Consider the following 16,068-nt stretch of genomic DNA (forward strand, 5'->3'; position numbering starts at 1 on the left):
CCGGGGGCCCTCCGCCGGAGGGCCCCCGGTCACCCCGCCCAGTCGGGACGGGCGGCGTCGACCGCCCAGACGACGGCGCGGCCGCCGCCGGGCCGCAGCACGGCCCCGTCCGGCACGCCCGGCCCGTCGTCGCCGAGCCACAGCCGGGCGTCGGGCCGGCCGAGGTCGACCCACCCGGCGGGGGCGCGCAGCACCTCGTGCGACGGCGCGGCGCCGGGGTCGGCGGCGCGCAGGTGGCACTGGAGCACGCGGGCGCCCGCGGGACCGGCGACCTCGTCGTGGTCCAGGCCCGTCCCGGCGCGGAGCACCCCGACGTCACCCGCCGCCAGCGGCGCGTCCCCGCCCCAGCGGTGGGTGAGCGACCCCTCGAGGACGACGGCGACGACGTCGACCGCGCGGTGGGCGTGCACGCCGTAGCCGGCGCCGGGCGGGAGCCGGTCGTCGGTGACGCGCAGCAGCGGGCCGAGCGACCCGTCGCCGGGCTCGAGCAGCGGGACCCCCTCGACGGCGGTCACCGCGCGGCCTCCTCGGCCTCCCGCTCGGGCAGCGCCGCCGGGCCGCCGGGCAGGCCGCCGAGGACGAGCGCCACCGCCAGCGACCAGGCCAGGCCCAGGGAGAGCCCGCCGACGACGTCGGAGACGAAGTGCACGCCGAGCCAGGTGCGGGTGAGACCGACGAGCACCGCCAGCGCGACGCCGGCGGCGACCGCGGCCCGCCGACCCGGGGCGGTCAGCCGCGGCCAGGCCAGCACCAGCGCCACGGTGACGAGCGTGGCGATGCCGGAGGAGTGCCCGCTCGGGTAGCTGAGGCCCGGGTAGTCCAGCCCGCCGTGCTCGAAGGCCGGGCGGGCGCGGCCGGCCAGCTCCTTGAGCCCGGTGGTGACCGGCCCGATCGCGGTGATCGCCACGACCACCCACAGCAGCGTGCGCCAGGCGCGGCGGGCTCCGAGCCAGGCCAGCACCGGGAGGAACACCAGCACGCGGAACCAGGTGACGCCGGGGGTGGTGAGCACCTCGAGCAGGCCGCCGATGAACGGCGAGCGGTCGTCGCCGGCGTACAGCGCCCGGCTGAGCGCGTCGTCGAGGCGGACCTGCGGGGTCCACCCGGTGACCACCCCGGCGCCGAGCACCCCCAGCACCGCCAGGCCGCCCCCGATCGCGGTCAGCACCCGGCGGCGGGCGCGGGCGGGCCGGGACAGCGGCGGGGCGGGGACCACTCCCCCACTCTCCCCGACGCCCGCACGCGTGACACGCTGGCCGCCGTGCCAGCCCGCGGGACCGACCCGCCGCCGTCCGCCGCGACGCTGCGGCGGCTCGAGCGCGCGTCGGGGGCCATCGCCACCCGCGCCGTCGCCCGCATGGACGAGGACCTGCCGTGGTTCCGCGCCATGCCCGCCGACCAGCGTTCCTGGGTCATGCTCGTCGCGCAGGCCGGCATCGCCTCGCTGGTCGAGTGGTGCCGCAACCCCGGCCGGCCGCCGCGGCTGACCGGCGAGGTGTTCGGCGCGGCGCCCCGGGACCTGGTGCGCGCGGTGCCGCTCAAGCAGACCGTCGACCTGATCAAGCTCACCGTCGAGGTGATGGACGACCACGTCGAGTCGGTGGCCGAGCCCGGCGACGCGGTGCCCCTGCGGATGGCGGTGCTGCAGTTCAGCCGCGAGGTCGCCTTCGCCACCGCGCACGTCTACGCCAGCTTCGCGGAGAACCGCGGCGCCTGGGACGCCCGGCTGGAGGCCCTCGTCGTGGACGCGCTCGTGCGCGGCGAGCGCACCGAGGAGCTGCCCGGCCGCACCGCCGCCCTGGGCTGGGCCGGCACCGAGCCGGTCACCGTGCTCGTCGGCGCCGCGCCGCCCGACGGCGACGCGCACGCCGCGGTCCGCCGCGCCGCCCGCTCCAGTGGCGGGGAGGTGCTCGTCGGCGTGCACGCCGAGCAGCTGGTGGTGGTGCTCGGCGGCGCCGAGGACGTGGCGGCCGCCGCCGCCCGGGTGGCCGAGGAGTTCGGCCCGGGCCCGGTGGTGCTCGGGCCGGTGGTCGACCGGCTCAGCGCCGCGGGCGGGTCGGCCGCGGCGGCGCTGGCGGGGCTGCGCGCGGCCCGCGCGTGGCCCGGCGCCCCGCGCCCGGTGTCGGCCGACGCCCTGCTGCCCGAGCGCGCCCTCGACGGCGACCCGCTGGCCCACGCCGCGCTCTCCGAGCGGGTGGTGCTGCCGCTGCGCGGCGCCGGAGGCGAGGTGCTCGAGACGGTGCGCGCGGTGCTCGCCGGCGGCGGCAACCTCGAGGCCAGCGCCCGGGCGCTGTTCGTGCACCCGAACACCGTGCGCTACCGGCTCAAGCGCGCCGCCGAGCTCACCGGGCAGGTGGCCACCGACCCCCGCGGGGCCTGGACGCTGCACGTCGCGCTCGCCCTCGCCGACCTCGACGGCGGCCGCTCGCTCTGGCACTGAGCGTGCGACCGCAGTGTGGTCCCCACCACGGATCGGCGCCGCGACGGCCCGGCGAGGCCCGCCACTTGTGGGGACCCTCCAAAGAGCGGTGGTGTCCTTTCGTCGCGGCCGAGCGCGCGGGAGGCCCGCTCCTCTGACACGGTGAGGAGGTGCTGGCCGTCCTCGCCCCCGGACAGGGTGCCCAGAAGCCCGGGATGCTCACCCCCTGGCTGGATCTCCCCGGAGCCGAGTCCTTCTTCCGCTGGGCCGGCGCGATCGCCGACGCCGACCTGCTGACGATGGGCACCACCGGCGACGCCGAGGCCATCCGCGACACCGCGGTCACCCAGCCGCTGGTCGTCGCGATGAGCCTGTTCGTCGCCCGCGAGCTCGGCGGCCTGCCCGGCCCGGTGGCGCACTCGCCGCACACCGGCCGCGACGTCGTCATCACCGGCCACAGCGTCGGCGAGCTCACCGCGGCCGCGCTGGCCGGCGTGCTGTCGGTGGAGGCCGCCATCGCGCTGACCGCCGTCCGCGGCCGGGCCATGGCCCGCGCCTGCGCGCTCACCCCCACCGGCATGTCGGCCGTGCTGGGTGGCGACCCCGACGAGCTCGCGGCGGCGCTGGAGCGGCACGGCCTGGTGGCGGCCAACCTCAACGGCGGCGGGCAGACCGTCGTCGCCGGCCCGGTCGACGGGCTCGCCGCGCTGAAGGCCGAGCCGCCGGCGAAGGCGCGGGTGGTGCCCCTGTCGGTGGCCGGCGCGTTCCACACTGCCTACATGGCGCCCGCCCGCGAGGAGCTCGAGGGCCTGGTCGGCGGCCTGCGCCCGGCCGACCCGAGCCGGCTGCTGCTGTCCAACGCCGACGGCGCGGCCGTCGGGTCCGGCGCCGAGGCGCTCTCCCGCCTGGTCAGCCAGGTCACCAGCCCGGTGCGGTTCGACGCGTGCCTCACCACCCTGCGCGAGCTCGGCGTCACCGCCGCGATCGAGCTGCCGCCGGCCGGCGCCCTGGCGGGCCTGGCCAAGCGGGAGTGGAAGGGCTCGGACGTCGAGGTGCTGGCGCTGGCCGGCCCCGACGACCTCGACCGCGCCCGCGCCCTCATCGACGCCGCCCGCGGACGCCCCGAGGCCGAGCACCAGCCCGACTGGCGGGTCGTCGTCTCCCCCGCCCGCGGCACGGTCAGCCCCGCCGACGTCCCCGAGGGCACCCACCTGCCCGCCGGCACCCCGCTGGGCTGCGTGCGCAGCCGCCGCGAGGAGGTCAAGGTCTCGGCCGGCTACGACGGCGTGCTCGCCGAGTGGCTGGTGCACGAGGGCGACCTGGTCGACGCCGGCGACCCCCTCGCCCGTCTCTACCCGGAGGTCCCCGCGTGAGCATCCGACTGCCCGCCGGCGCGCCCGGCGCGCGCATCCTCGGCCTGGGCGGCTACCGCCCGCGGCGCCGCGTGACCAACGACGAGCTCGCGCAGGTCATGGAGACCAACGACGAGTGGATCCGCACCCGCGTCGGCATCGCCGAGCGCCGCTGGGCGTCCGAGGACGAGACCCTCGTGGAGATGTCGGTCGCCGCCGGCGGCAAGGCGCTGGCCGCCAGCGGCCTGGCCCCCGACGAGGTCGACCTGGTGATCCTCGCCAGCGCCAGCCTCACCGAGCCCATCCCGGGCATCGGCCCGCAGGTGGCCCACCGCCTGGGCATTCCCCGCCCCGGCGCCTTCGACCTCAACGCCGGGTGCGCCGGGTTCTGCTACGCGCTGGAGGTGGCTTCGTCCGCCATCCGCGCGGGCTCGGCGCGCAACGCGCTCGTGGTCGGTGTCGAGCGGCTCACCGACGTCGTCGACAAGACCGACCGCTCCACCGCGGTGATCTTCGCCGACGGCGCCGGCGCGGCCGTCCTCGGCGCCTCCGACGAGCCCGGCATCGGCCCGGTCGCGTGGGGCAGCGACGGCGACCAGTTCTCCGCGATCGAGATCGCCGCGGGCACCGGCACGATGACCATGGCCGGCCAGGCCGTCTACCGCTGGGCCACCACCCGGCTCACCGACACGCTGGTGCAGGCCATGGAGTCCGCCGGCGTGGAGGCCAAGGACGTCGACGTCTTCGCCCCGCACCAGGCCAACCTGCGCATCGTCGAGTCGATGACGAAGCGGCTCGGCTTCGGCGAGGACGTCGTCGTCGCCCGCGACATCGTGCAGTCGGGCAACACGTCGGCCGCCTCCATCCCGCTGGCGCTCACCGCGCTGCTGGAGTCCGGCGAGGCCAAGAGCGGCGACCTCGCCCTCGTCCTCGGCTACGGCGCCGGGCTCACCTTCGCCGGCCAGGTGCTCGTCCTGCCCTGACCGGCCCCACAGACCCCCGGACCACCGGGACCCGACGGCGGGCCACCCCCGCCTCCACCGAGAGAGAGGACCCCGCGTGAGCGAGGACATCCAGGCAGGTCTGGCCGAGATCCTGGAGGAGGTCGCCGGGGTCGCCCCCGCCGACGCCACCCCGGAGAAGTCGTTCACCGAGGACCTCGACGTCGACTCGCTGTCGATGGTCGAGATCGCCACCGCCGTCGAGGACAAGTTCGGCGTGGCCATCCCCGACGACGAGCTCGGCAACATCAAGACCGTCGGCGACGCGATCAGCTTCATCCAGAAGAACAAGGGCTGAGCCGGTCCCCCGGCCGCCCGCGCCCGCACGTCCCCAGGGAAGGACCGTCATGAGCTCGAACGACGACGTCGTCGTCACCGGCCTCGGAGCCACCACGCCGCTGGGTGGCGACGTCGCCAGCACCTGGGACGCGCTGCTGGCCGGACGGTCGGGGGTCCGCCGCCTCGACGACGAGTGGGTCAAGGAGATGCCCGCCCAGCTCGCCGCCACCCTCGCCGTCGACCCCTCCGAGCAGATCGACCGGGTCCGCGCCCGCCGGCTCGACCGCAGCCAGCAGGTGGCGGTCGTCGCCGCCGAGCAGGCGTGGGCCGAGTCCGGCGCCGCCGACGCGGGCGTGGCGCCCGAGCGGATCGCCGTCGTCTTCGGCACCGGCATCGGCGGGGCGATGACCCTGCTCGGCCAGGACGACGTCCTGGAGGCCAAGGGCGCCAAGCGCGTCTCGCCCTTCACCATCCCGATGCTCATGCCCAACGGCCCGGCCGCGGCCGTCGGCCTCGCGATCGGCGCCCGCGGCGGCGTGCACGCCCCGGTCAGCGCCTGCGCCTCCGGCGCCGAGGCCATCCGCTGGGGCCTGGACCTGCTGCGCTTCGACCGCGCCGACGTCGTCCTGGTGGGCGGCGCCGAGGCCGTCGTGCACCCGCTGCCCATGGCCGGCTTCGCCGCGATGCGGGCGATGAGCACCCGCAACGACGAGCCCGGCCGCGCCTCCCGCCCGTTCGACAAGGGCCGCGACGGCTTCGTGCTCGGCGAGGGCGCCGCCGCCCTCGTGCTCGAGCGCGCCTCCTCCGCGCAGGCCCGCGGCGCCCGGGTGCACGCCCGGCTCGCCGGCGCCGGCGCCACCGCCGACGGCTACGACCTCGTCGCGCCGCACCCGGAGGGCGAGGGCGCCGCCCGCGCCATCACCGCCGCGCTGCGCGACGCAGGCCTGTCCCCCGCCGACATCGGCCACGTCAACGCGCACGCCACCTCCACGCCGGTCGGCGACACCGCGGAGGCCGCGGCCATCCGCAGCTCCGTCGGCGAGCACGCGCTGGTGGCGGCCACCAAGAGCCAGACCGGCCACCTGCTCGGTGCCGCCGGCGCGTTGGAGGCGGTGTTCACCGTGCTCGCCCTGCGCGAGCAGGTGGTCCCGGCGACGGCGAACCTCGACGACCCCGACGACGACGCCGCGGTCCAGGCACTCGACATCGTCCGCCACGAGCCGCGGAAGGCGAGCCTCAGCGCCGCGGTAAACGACTCCTTCGGCTTCGGCGGGCACAACCTCGCGCTGGTCTTCACGACCGCCTGACCCACTTCCCGCCCGGCCCGGTGCCGGGAGTCCCTGGAGGCCCGGTGACCACCACCGTCCACGCCGTCCCGACCCTGCCCAGCCCCGACCCGCGCGACCCCGAGGACCGCCTGCTGCGGTTCTTCGACGCCGGGTCGATGAGCCTGCTCGTCCCCCGCGACACCTCCGGCGTCATGGCCGCCCGCGGCACCGTCGCCGGCTCGCGGGTCGTCGCCTTCTGCACCGACGCCACGGTCATGGGCGGGGCGATGGGCATCGACGGCTGCCGGCACATCGTCGACGCCATCGACACCGCGCTGCGGGAGCGGGTGCCCGTCGTGGGCATCTGGCACTCCGGCGGCGCCCGGCTCGCCGAGGGCGTCACCGCCCTGCACGCCGTCGGCGAGGTGTTCGCCGCGATGGTCCGCTCCTCGGGGCGGATCCCGCAGATCTCCGTCGTCCTCGGCCCCGCCGCCGGTGGCGCCGCCTACGGCCCCGCGCTCACCGACCTGGTGATCATGGGCCCGGCCGGGCGGGTGTTCGTCACCGGTCCCGACGTCGTCCGGTCGGTCACCGGCGAGGACGTCGACATGGAGAGCCTCGGCGGGCCCGACACCCACGGCCGGCGCAGCGGCGTCGTGCACGTGGTGACCGACTCCGAGGCCGCGGCGCTGGAGACCGCCCGCCAGGCCGTCGACCTGCTCGCCGCGCAGGGGTCGTTCGCCCCGGCCGCCGACGAGCCCGACGTCGACCTGCGCGCGCTGCTGCCCGAGCAGACCAACCGCGCCTACGACGTCAAGCCGGTGGTGGCCGCGGTGCTCGACGGCCCCGGCCTGGAGCTGCACCCGCGCTGGGCGCCCAACGTGGTCACCACGCTGGGCCGGCTGGCCGGGCGGACGGTCGGCGTCATCGCCAACAACCCGCTGCGCCTCGGCGGCTGTCTGGACTCCGCGTCGGCGGAGAAGGCGGCCCGCTTCGTGCGCATGTGCGACGCGTTCGGCGTCCCGCTGGTCGTGCTCGTCGACGTGCCCGGCTACCTGCCCGGCGTCGGCCAGGAGTGGGACGGCGTCGTGCGCCGGGGGGCGAAGCTGCTGCACGCCTTCGCCGAGGCGGTGGTGCCGCGGGTGACGCTGGTGACCCGCAAGTCCTACGGTGGCGCCTACATCGCCATGAACGCCCGCTCGCTCGGCGCGACGTCGGTGTTCGCCTGGCCGGGCGCGGAGGTGGCGGTCATGGGCGCCAAGGCCGCCGTCGGCATCCTGCACCGCAAGAAGCTGGCCGCGGTGCCGCCGGCCGAGCGCGAGGCGCTGCACGCGCAGCTGGCCGAGGAGCACGAGCGGATCGCCGGCGGGGTGAACCGGGCGCTGCAGATCGGCGTCGTCGACGAGGTCGTGGAGCCCTCCCGCACCCGCCGCCGGCTCGTGGAGGCCCTGGCCGCCGCCCCGGCCGGCCGCGGCGCGCACGGCAACATCCCGCTCTGAGTCCCCACACGCCAGAGGGCCCGCCACCGCTGCTGCGGTGGCGGGCCCTCTCGCGTCGAGGCCGTCCGGACGCCGCTTCCCCGACGGCGTCCGGACGACCTGCGACGAGCCTACGACGGGGTGTCGGGGGCGCTCACGTCGTCGTGCCCGGATCGTGACCTGCGCGTTCCCGGGCGCCGGCTCAGACGACCTGGTGCAGCCAGGTGGTCTGGCTGCCGTCGCCGGCGTAGCGGTACACCTCGAGGTCGGCGTCCCAGGCCGCGCCCAGGAGCTGGTCGACGCCGTGGCGGAAGGCCTCCACCGACGTCGCGGTGGCCGCGAGGGTGCGCAGCTGCTGCTCGGTGACGACGAGGTCGCCGTTGGCGCTCGTCGGCGCGCGGTAGACCCCGTGCCCGGGCACGTAGGACATGCGCTCGCCGTCGTTGCCGGAGCTCGCCTCCTCGGTCACCTCGAAGCGCAGCATCGGCCACGCGCGCAGCGCGGCGACCAGCTTGGCGCCCGTCCCGGGGGCACCGGTCCAGGCGACCTCGGCACGGTAGGACCCGTGCGCCGCGGGCTGGTCGGCCCACGACAGGGAGACCGGCGCGCCGATGACGCGCTCGAGCGCCCACTCGACGTGCTGGCAGAGCGCCTTCGGGCAGGCGTGCACGAAGACCACACCCTGGGTAGACCGTTGCCGCACGAGGCACCTCCATCGACTCGATCGGTCTCGTCTTCCCCAACGGACGATCGGTTCGGTGACAGGCTGTGGTCGGCACGGGTGGACCAGGGGTACTGAGGACAGTGTGCACGATGGAGTGCCGGTCGCGCCAGTGCGGATGGGGCGGCTGGTGCAGGAGAGGTCCCACACGCCGCTCGGGGCACGGAAGTGCTGGTCAGCGCCATAGCACGACCCGGCCGGAGGTGTCCAACCCGGCTCCGGGCCGCCCTGACGGTACACCGGACCGACCGTCACACCCCGTTGCCGCGCGGGGTGTCGCCGAACGGCGACGACGACGCTCCGGTGACTCTGCGTACTTGTCAGGCGGGCGTGGCCGTCACCCTGCGAGATCGCCCACCCTGTCGCCGCCGGCCGCCTTGGCCCGGTACATGGCCCCGTCCGCGCGGTGCAGCACCCCCGCGACGTCGTCCCCGGGGCCCACGAGCGCCAGCCCGACGCTGGCGGTCACCCCGCAGCCGGCGCCCGCCCCGGCGACGGCCGCGCGCACCCGGTCGGCGAGGGCGGCGTCGTCGGCGGGCCCCGGGGAGAGGGCCAGGACGGCGAACTCGTCGCCACCGAGCCGGGCCACCGTGTCGGTCTCGCGGACCGCGGCGCCGAGCGCGGCGGCCACCCGGCGCAGCACGGCGTCGCCGGCGGCGTGCCCGTCGCGGTCGTTGACCCCCTTGAAGCCGTCCAGGTCGACGATGCAGACCACCGAACGCCCGTCCCGGGTGGCGACCGCGCGCCCGACCCGGTCGAGGAAGACCCGGCGGTTGGGGACGCCGGTGAGCGGGTCGGTGGTGGCCAGCGCCTCCTGCGTGCGCAGCAGCAGGACCTGCCGGTCCTGGGCCGCCCACTGGTTGGCCGAGGACAGCGTGCAGATGAGCGTGACGGTGGCGAGGACCGTGGTCACGAGCAGCGTCTGCGGCCCGAGCGGCCCGTCGACGAGCAGGACGTAGGCGGTCGTCATGAGCGCGCCGGTGAGCACTACGCCGGCCGGCGGGTAGGCCACCGCCATGAACACGAGGACCAGGAAGAAGAGCACCGGCAGCGGGCTGTCGGCGCCGCCGTCGAAGGCGGCCGCGGTGGTGACGATGGCCGTCACCGCGACGTTCCACGCGTAGAACAGCAGCGGCCCCCGCAGGTCGCGGACCACGCGGTCCAGCGGCAGCAGCAGCACGAGCGGCGTCAGGACGACGACGGCGCCCGCCAGCGCGAGCAGCACGGGATGCCGGTGCCCGGGCGTCGGGGTGGTCATCGTGTAGACCAGGCACGCCCAGCCGGCGATCTCGCTGAGCAGCACGCCGGTCTGCACGTGCCGCACCCAGTAGCGGGCGCGCTCGTCGTCCTCGGCCAGCGGGCGGTAGAGGCCGGCGGACAGCCAGCCGGGGGTGCGGCGCAGCGGCGCGGCGGGCGCCCCCGTGCGCGCCCGCCGTCCGCTGTCCAGCACCGTCACGACGGGGACTACGGCCGGAACCGTTCCGTTCTGCAGTCGGGACGCCCGTGTCTCCCCCGTCGGGGTGCCCGCGCCGCGGCCGGGGTAGGGGCCGGGCGTGACGGGTGCGCAGCGCGGGCTGGCCGGTGCCGGCCGGGAGGTGGTCGGGCCGCTGGTGCTGGAGGCGTGGGACGCCTTCCTGGCGCAGGCGGAGGCGGTGGACCTCGCGCGGTCCAGCCGCCTGCCGGGCTGGCGGGCGCACGAGGTGTGCGTGCACCTGGGCGCCTGGCCCGACCACGAGGCGCTGGCCGACCTGACCGCCTCCGCCCGCGCCGGCGGGGCCGGGACGCCGGCGGACGTCGACGGCACCAACGCCCGGGTGACCGCCGCGCACCGCGACGCCTCCCGCGAGGAGGTCCTCGCCGCGCTGCGCCGCAACCGCGAGGCCACCGTGCGGTACCTGGCGGATGCGCCCCCGGAGCTCGACCTCGCGCCCGCGGTGTCCACGGTGGGCCGGCTGCCGCTGCTGTCGGTGGTGCTCGGGCAGGCCTACGAGCTCGCCGTCCACGGCCTGGACCTCGCGGCGGCCGGCGCTCCCCCGGTCCCGCCGTCGGTGCTGCAGGCGGGCCTGGCCGCGCTGGCCGAGGTGACCGGGTCGCTCGCGGCGGCCTCCGGCATCCGCGGCGGGGCGGCGCTGCTGACGCCGGACGGCGGGTGGGTGTTCGCCGCGGACCCGCCGGGGTGGACGGTCACCCGGGTCGACGGCGGCCGGCCGGCGGGCGCCGTGGTCGAGGCGCCCGCCGACGTGCTGCTCGAGGCGGCCTCCGGGCGGGCCAACCCGGCCGCGGCCCTGGTGCGCCGCCGCCTGCGGGTGCGCGACCTGCCCGAGCTCATGCGGCTGGCGCCGATCGTGGACGCGGCGCCGGGCATCCCGGGCGGGCCGATCCTGGCGCTGGCCGCCCGCACCGTCGGGGGCACGGGCGACCTGCTCGGCCGGCTGCGCGGCCGCCGGGGCTGAGGCCCCGCTCAGCAGCTGCCGAGCGATACCCCGTTCGCGACCAGCCACGGCACCGGGTTGACGCGGCTGGCGTAGAGCCCGCCCTGGTGCACCTCGAAGTGCAGGTGCGGGCCGGTCGACTGGCCGCGGTTGCCCACCTCGGCGATCTTCTGGCCGGCGCTGACTACCTGGCCGGCCGAGACGTCGAAGCTGTCGACGTGCCCGTAGAGGGTGATCGAGCCGTCGCCGTGCTGGACGTAGACGGCCTGCCCGAAGCCGCTGGCGGGCCCGGCCTGCAGGACGACGCCGGGCTCGGGCGCGTAGATCGGGGTGCCGATCGGCGCGGCGATGTCGACGCCGTAGTGCATGGTCCCCCAGCGGGCGCCGTAGCAGGAGGTGACCCGGCCGGTGGTCGGGGCGATGCCGCCGCCGGAGGCGGCGGGGGCGGACCGCACGTTGACGGCGGCCTGCTGCGCGGCGGCCTGCTGGGCGGCGTAGGCGGCCTCGGCGTCGCGGACGCCGCGCAGGCGCAGCAGCTCCACCTCGGCCGCGCGCAGCCGCTCGTCGAGGCGGGCCTTCTCGGCGGCGCGGGCGTCGAACTCGGCCTGCGCACCGGCGAGGCGGGCGTCGGCGGCGGCCTGCGCCTCGGCGGCGGCACGGGAGGCGGCGTCGCGCTCGGCCACGGCGGCGCGGGCGGCGGCGTCGGCCGCCGCCTCCTGGGTCTCCAGGATCTCGTACTGCTCGAGCGTCTCCGAGCGCTGGGCGCCGAGCAGGTCGAGGGTGGCGGCCCGCTCGAGCACCTCGCGGGGGCCCTCGCTGTCGAGCAGCACGGAGGCGGTGCCGCCCAGGTCGGCTCCCCCGCCGCCCATGTAGGCCTCGCGGCCGAGCTCGACGACCTCGGCCTGCGCCGCGGCCACGGCGTCCCGCGCGGCCTGGAGCTCGGCGGCGGCGACGGCGGCTTGCTGCTGGGCGGCCTGCAGCTCGGCCTGGGCGACCAGCGCGGCGTCCGCGGCGGCCTCGGCCTCGACGGTCATCCGCTGCAGCTGCTCCTCGGCCGCGGTGACCTCGCCCTGGATCCGGGCGACCTCGGCGACGAGGTCCCGCTCGGCGGCCTCAGCGGCGGCGACGTCGTCGTCGGGGTCGGCGTGCGCGACGGACGGTGCGGTGAGCAGCAGGCCCGCGGCGGCACCGGCGGCGAGCACGGCGCGGCGCAGGCGGGGTGTGCGGACGGTCCGGTGGTGCAGGGACGCCAAGACGGCGGGTCTCCGTTCCTCGCGACCGCCTCCCCGGGTCACCACGGCCCCCGGGAGGGCGCGCGGCTCGTCCACGCTCCCCGTGCGTGGACGTGACCGAGCCGGGGCCTCGGAGAGGTCCCGGTCCCCCGGCGCGGAGGCCGGCGGTCAGGCGGGGCCCGGCCGGTGTCCTCGGGGATCGAGGAGCGGGAGGGCCCGGCAGGACCGCGGGCGAACGTACTACGGGTTGGGCAGGTCAGGTAACGAAACGGTCAAGGAGACGGCGCGGGTACTTGTGCTCTCAAGCGTGTGACCTGCGGTTCTGACGGGACGTGTGGGACGAAGCACGGACTGCCACTGAGCGTCCCGCGGCCCGTCGCGTCGGTGTCGCGGCTCACAGGTGCGTCACAGGTCTCGCGGGCACGCTGGCGCGCCGGACCAGCTCGAGAGGGAGGAGCAACGTGGACGCGACGGGCATGCCGCAGCAGGCGCCGCCGATGCGCGCGGCCGACAGCGACCGCGCGGCCACCGTGCACGCGCTGCAGGACGCCGTGGCACGGGGGCTGCTGACGCCGGACGAGGGCAGCGACCGGATGGCGGCCGCCTTCGCGGCGGTGCACCTGCGCGACCTCCCGCCGCTGACGGCGGACCTGCCCGCGGCGGCGCCCGTGCGCCTCGGCCCGCCGGGGTGGCGCCCGCTCGGGTCGATGGCGTGGGAGCAGGTGCGGGCGACGGTGGCGGGCGCACGGTCCGGCGGCCCGGCAGCGGTGCGGCTGGCGATCGCTGCGGTGGTGGCGCTGGTGCTCCTGGCGACGCTGGTCTCGCTGGTGGTGCACGGGCTGGCCGACGGCCTCGGCCTGGACGGTCCCGGCGACCGCGGCTTCGGCGGACCGGGCTTCGACGGGCCCGGCCGGGACTGACCGCCCGGCCGGGCCGGGAGGCTCAGATGGTGCCGCCCGTCCCGTCGTCGGTGGTGCCGTCGTCGGTGCCGCCGAGGCCGGGCGGGGTCTCGGGGAAGCCGCCGCCCGGGAGACCCTGACCGCCGCCGGGCAGCGTGCCGGTGGTCCCGTCCTCGGTCGTGCCGGGCTGGACCACCGCGGTGCCGGCCGCGTCGTCGCCGGCGGTGGCCGAGCCGACGGCGTAGCCGCCGGCACCGCCGATCGCCAGGAGCGCGGCGGCGGCCGCACCGACCGCGGCACGCTTGCGCAGCCGCGGCGGGAGTGCGCGGCGCGGCCGCTCGGCGGCCGGTGGAGGCGCGGCGGGTGCGGCGGCCGCGGGCATCGGCAACTCGGCGGTGGCCGATCGCGCGCCGGAGGCGTGCTCGGGGTGCCAGGCCGGCGGCTGCCAGCGCGCGCCGGCGGGGATCTGCTGGTCGCTCACGGTGCTCCTCGTCGTCCGGGGAGCACCGACGTTCGTGGACCCCGCTGGACCGGAGCCGGGGTGGCGCTGTGGGTCCGCTGAGAGGCGCGCGGGCGTCTGGCAGGCTGGGTGGCACACGTCGGGGGCGGTAGCTCAGCCGGTCAGAGCATGGGACTCATAATCCCTGGGTCGTGGGTTCGAGCCCCACCCGCCCCACGCAGGGAACCCCAGGTCAGACGCGCTTCGCGGCGACGCTCGCGACCTGGCCCTCGTGGATGGCGGCCACCCACTCCCAGCCCGGCTCGGGCGACACGAGCCGCGGGTCGCCGGGATCGCGGCCGTCACGCAGCGCGTGCACGTAGGCGCGGTCTAGGTCGAGCCGGGCGCGCGCCTGGCCGGCCCCGCCGACCGACCCGTGCCCCGGGACGACGACGTCGGCCTCGTCGGCCGCCGCCTCGAGCGCGTCGAGCCCGGCGAGGTAGCCCTCCACCGGGTCGACGGGGCCCGGCTCGTCGAGCATCGGGACGAAGACGTCGGAGAGCATGTCGCCGGCCACGAGCACCCCGCTCACCTCGACGAGCAGCGCCGCGTGCCCCGGCGAGTGGGCCGGGTGCTCGACGACCCGCACCCGCGGCCCGTCCCACGGCACCTCCGACGCCCCGGCGGGCAGCGCGGTGACCAGGCCGTACAGGTCCAGCGACACCTCGCCGGCGATCTCCTCCGGCAGCCCCTCCGCCTCGCGGGCCTCCCAGCCCAGCTCCGACCGCAGCTCCCGCAGGACCTCCGCGCACCGGGCCGTCCCGTAGCGCGGCGCCCCGCCGAGCGCGGCGTGCCACAGCACGTGGTCCCAGTCCGGGTGGGTGGAGAAGCCGGCCGCGACCCGCTGCCCCGCCGCGGAGAGGTCGGCGGCGAGGCAGGCCATCTCGGCGTCGGTGATCCCGGCGTCGACGACCAGCACGCCCGACGGGCCCTCCACCACCACGGTGTTGTTCCGCAGCAGCTCGCTCCGGTGGACCAGGACGCCGTCGGCCACCCGCGTCAGCACGACGCGGCCTGCGGCACGAGGCGGTCGAGGACGACGGCGTCGTCGGCCGGCGCCGGGGATGGCTCGTCCGCGGGCGCGTCCTCCCGGGCCGCGGCGTAGGCCGCGCTGAGGCGCCGGTAGGCGGGGCTGGCCAGCGCCGCAAGGACGACGACGACGCCGATCAGCCCGGTGACCACGAAGACGAGCGCGATGCCCCGGTCGGCGCCGGTGCCGAACCAGCCGCCGATCGCCCGCGCGCCGGCGCCGTCGGTCATGAACGGGATGACGACGAACTGCGTGAACGGCGCCATGAGGAAGGCGGTCAGCGGGGACGCCGCCTGCTCGACGCTCTGGGCGAACCCGAACACCCGGCCCTGCCGCTCGAAGGGCACCACCCGCTGCAGCACCGTCTGCTCGGCCGCCTCGGCGAAGGGCATCACGGTCATGAAGACGGCCATCGCGACGGTCAGCGTCAGCACCGAGGAGACCAGCGGGAACAGCATCGTGACGGCCCACATCGCCGCGTTGACCAGCAGCAGCACCCGGATCGGACGGCTGCCCAGGCCGACCCGGGCCACCAGCAGCCCGCCGACGATCATCAGCGCCGACAGCCCGCCCCACAGCAGGCCCCACGCCTGCACCGACATCAGCGACAGGCCGTAGGGGTCCATCAGCGCCATGAAGGCGCCGCCGAGGAAGTTGTTGAAGCAGCTGAACAGGATCAGCGGCAGCAGGCCCGGCACGCCGCGGACCAGGCGCAGCGTCCCGCGCAGGTCCACCCCGGCGGACGCGCCGTCCCCACCCGCGGCGGAGGCCGCCGGGCGGTCCTCCGGGACCCGCACCAGGGCGAGGTGGCCGATCGAGAGCACCAGGACGGTGAGGGTGAGCGCGAGGACGGCGGCCATGCCGCCGAAGGCGACCAGCAGTCCGCTGATCACCGAGGTGACCAGCATGGACAGCCCCGACGCCGACCCGGCGAGGCCGTTGGCCCGGTCCCGCCGGTCCTCGGGGACCAGCAGCGTCACCAGCGTGGGCAGGGCGATCATCCGCGGGTTGCCGGCGATGACGCCGAGCATCAGCAGGACGACGAAGACCCACAGCGGCAGGCTGCCCGCCGTCGTGAAGGACTCCGCCGGCGTCACCAGGTAGAGCCCGAACGCCAGCCCGTAGAACGCCGTCGACGCCGCGGCCGAGGCCTGCAGGACCGTGTGCTTGCGGTGGTGGTCGACGAGGCTGCCGAACCAGATCCCGGTGCCCGCCGTGGCCACGAGGAAGATGCCGGCGATCATCCCGGTGGCGAACACCGAGCCGGTCTCGAGGAACACCCAGAAGGTGACCGCGAACCAGACGGTGTAGTTCACCACCGACACCAGCACGTTGTTGACCAGCAGGTGCGCGAACACCCGCTCGGGTCCCGAGCGCAGGTCCAGGGCGGGTGCGCGGTCGCTCACGGTGTCCTCCTGTGGTGGGCACCGGGTCCGCGGGCGGCTCCGGTGCGGTTCA

Annotated in this window: 16 protein-coding genes and 1 tRNA gene; 9 read left to right on the plus strand and 8 right to left on the minus strand. The window is 77.0% G+C overall.

From position 1 onward, the window contains the following. Positions 1-29: 29 nt before the first annotated feature. Both ACI78R_RS06630 and ACI78R_RS06635 read right to left on the minus strand, forming a co-directional pair. The gene (locus ACI78R_RS06630) at positions 30-515 is read right to left on the minus strand and encodes a pirin family protein (RefSeq protein ID WP_457040072.1); all 486 of its coding nucleotides are present in this window, start codon (positions 513-515) and stop codon (positions 30-32) included. Then, on the minus strand, positions 512-1,216 hold the full coding sequence (locus ACI78R_RS06635; RefSeq protein WP_457040073.1) for a phosphatase PAP2 family protein: 705 nt from the start codon (positions 1,214-1,216) through the stop codon (positions 512-514). Before ACI78R_RS06635 ends, ACI78R_RS06630 begins: the two co-directional genes overlap by 4 nt. A gap of 45 nt (positions 1,217-1,261) precedes the next feature. On the opposite strand from ACI78R_RS06635, the gene ACI78R_RS06640 reads away from it, so the two are divergent. The 6 genes from ACI78R_RS06640 (at position 1,262) to ACI78R_RS06665 (ending at position 7,818) form a co-directional block, all read left to right on the plus strand. Further along, complete coding sequence (locus ACI78R_RS06640) at positions 1,262-2,440, plus strand: PucR family transcriptional regulator (protein WP_457040074.1); 1,179 nt, start codon at positions 1,262-1,264, stop codon at positions 2,438-2,440. A 149-nt stretch (positions 2,441-2,589) separates the two neighbouring features. Then, positions 2,590-3,792 (plus strand): acyltransferase domain-containing protein, encoded by a 1,203-nt coding sequence (locus ACI78R_RS06645; RefSeq protein ID WP_073419328.1) that lies wholly within the window; start codon positions 2,590-2,592, stop codon positions 3,790-3,792. Continuing rightward, the gene (locus ACI78R_RS06650) at positions 3,789-4,754 is read left to right on the plus strand and encodes a beta-ketoacyl-ACP synthase III (protein WP_073419327.1); all 966 of its coding nucleotides are present in this window, start codon (positions 3,789-3,791) and stop codon (positions 4,752-4,754) included. The genes ACI78R_RS06645 and ACI78R_RS06650 overlap by 4 nt, the downstream gene beginning before the upstream one ends. A 76-nt stretch (positions 4,755-4,830) precedes the next feature. Then, a complete protein-coding gene (locus ACI78R_RS06655) occupies positions 4,831-5,070 on the plus strand; it encodes an acyl carrier protein (protein WP_073419326.1) in 240 nt (79 codons plus the stop codon). A 49-nt stretch (positions 5,071-5,119) separates the two neighbouring features. Next, complete coding sequence (locus ACI78R_RS06660) at positions 5,120-6,358, plus strand: beta-ketoacyl-[acyl-carrier-protein] synthase family protein (protein WP_457040075.1); 1,239 nt, start codon at positions 5,120-5,122, stop codon at positions 6,356-6,358. Positions 6,359-6,402: 44 nt separating this feature from the next. Next, positions 6,403-7,818 (plus strand): acyl-CoA carboxylase subunit beta, encoded by a 1,416-nt coding sequence (locus tag ACI78R_RS06665; protein ID WP_073419324.1) that lies wholly within the window; start codon positions 6,403-6,405, stop codon positions 7,816-7,818. A 181-nt stretch (positions 7,819-7,999) separates the two neighbouring features. Here ACI78R_RS06665 and ACI78R_RS06670 read toward each other — a convergent pair whose 3' ends face one another. Both ACI78R_RS06670 and ACI78R_RS06675 read right to left on the minus strand, forming a co-directional pair. Beyond that, the gene (locus ACI78R_RS06670) at positions 8,000-8,500 is read right to left on the minus strand and encodes a DUF3145 domain-containing protein (protein ID WP_073419323.1); all 501 of its coding nucleotides are present in this window, start codon (positions 8,498-8,500) and stop codon (positions 8,000-8,002) included. Between the two features lie 355 nt (positions 8,501-8,855). Further along, positions 8,856-9,974 (minus strand): GGDEF domain-containing protein, encoded by a 1,119-nt coding sequence (locus tag ACI78R_RS06675; protein WP_073419322.1) that lies wholly within the window; start codon positions 9,972-9,974, stop codon positions 8,856-8,858. A gap of 97 nt (positions 9,975-10,071) precedes the next feature. Here ACI78R_RS06675 and ACI78R_RS06680 point away from each other — a divergent pair, with 97 nt between their 5' ends. After that, positions 10,072-10,971, plus strand: coding sequence for a maleylpyruvate isomerase N-terminal domain-containing protein (locus ACI78R_RS06680; RefSeq protein WP_457040076.1), 900 nt, complete (start codon positions 10,072-10,074; stop codon positions 10,969-10,971). A gap of 8 nt (positions 10,972-10,979) precedes the next feature. Here the strand turns inward: ACI78R_RS06680 and ACI78R_RS06685 are convergent, their stop codons facing one another. Beyond that, positions 10,980-12,203 (minus strand): M23 family metallopeptidase, encoded by a 1,224-nt coding sequence (locus ACI78R_RS06685; protein ID WP_457040077.1) that lies wholly within the window; start codon positions 12,201-12,203, stop codon positions 10,980-10,982. 440 nt (positions 12,204-12,643) lie between these two features. Here ACI78R_RS06685 and ACI78R_RS06690 point away from each other — a divergent pair, with 440 nt between their 5' ends. Further along, entirely contained in the window at positions 12,644-13,102 is a 459-nt protein-coding gene (locus ACI78R_RS06690; RefSeq protein WP_457040078.1) for a DUF1707 SHOCT-like domain-containing protein, read from the plus strand. Positions 13,103-13,124: 22 nt separating this feature from the next. On the opposite strand, the gene ACI78R_RS06695 is transcribed toward ACI78R_RS06690, so the two are convergent. Continuing rightward, positions 13,125-13,562: a hypothetical protein gene (locus ACI78R_RS06695; protein ID WP_457040079.1), complete on the minus strand. Its 438-nt coding sequence runs from the start codon at positions 13,560-13,562 to the stop codon at positions 13,125-13,127. A gap of 121 nt (positions 13,563-13,683) precedes the next feature. Between ACI78R_RS06695 and ACI78R_RS06700 the strand changes: the two genes are divergently transcribed. Next, positions 13,684-13,757, plus strand: a tRNA-Ile gene (locus ACI78R_RS06700). Positions 13,758-13,773: 16 nt separating this feature from the next. Here the strand turns inward: ACI78R_RS06700 and ACI78R_RS06705 are convergent. After that, the gene (locus tag ACI78R_RS06705) at positions 13,774-14,586 is read right to left on the minus strand and encodes an MBL fold metallo-hydrolase (protein WP_457040080.1); all 813 of its coding nucleotides are present in this window, start codon (positions 14,584-14,586) and stop codon (positions 13,774-13,776) included. Next, on the minus strand, positions 14,580-16,016 hold the full coding sequence (locus tag ACI78R_RS06710; RefSeq protein WP_457040081.1) for an MFS transporter: 1,437 nt from the start codon (positions 16,014-16,016) through the stop codon (positions 14,580-14,582). The genes ACI78R_RS06705 and ACI78R_RS06710 overlap by 7 nt, the downstream gene beginning before the upstream one ends. Positions 16,017-16,068: the final 52 nt, after the last annotated feature.

This window comes from Geodermatophilus sp. SYSU D01106 (genome assembly GCF_054049995.1).

Coding starts and splice junctions, on each gene's coding strand:
- ACI78R_RS06660 (WP_457040075.1), top strand. CDS start 5,120: ATGAGCTCGAACGACGACGTCGTCGTCACCGGCCTCGGAGCCACCACG.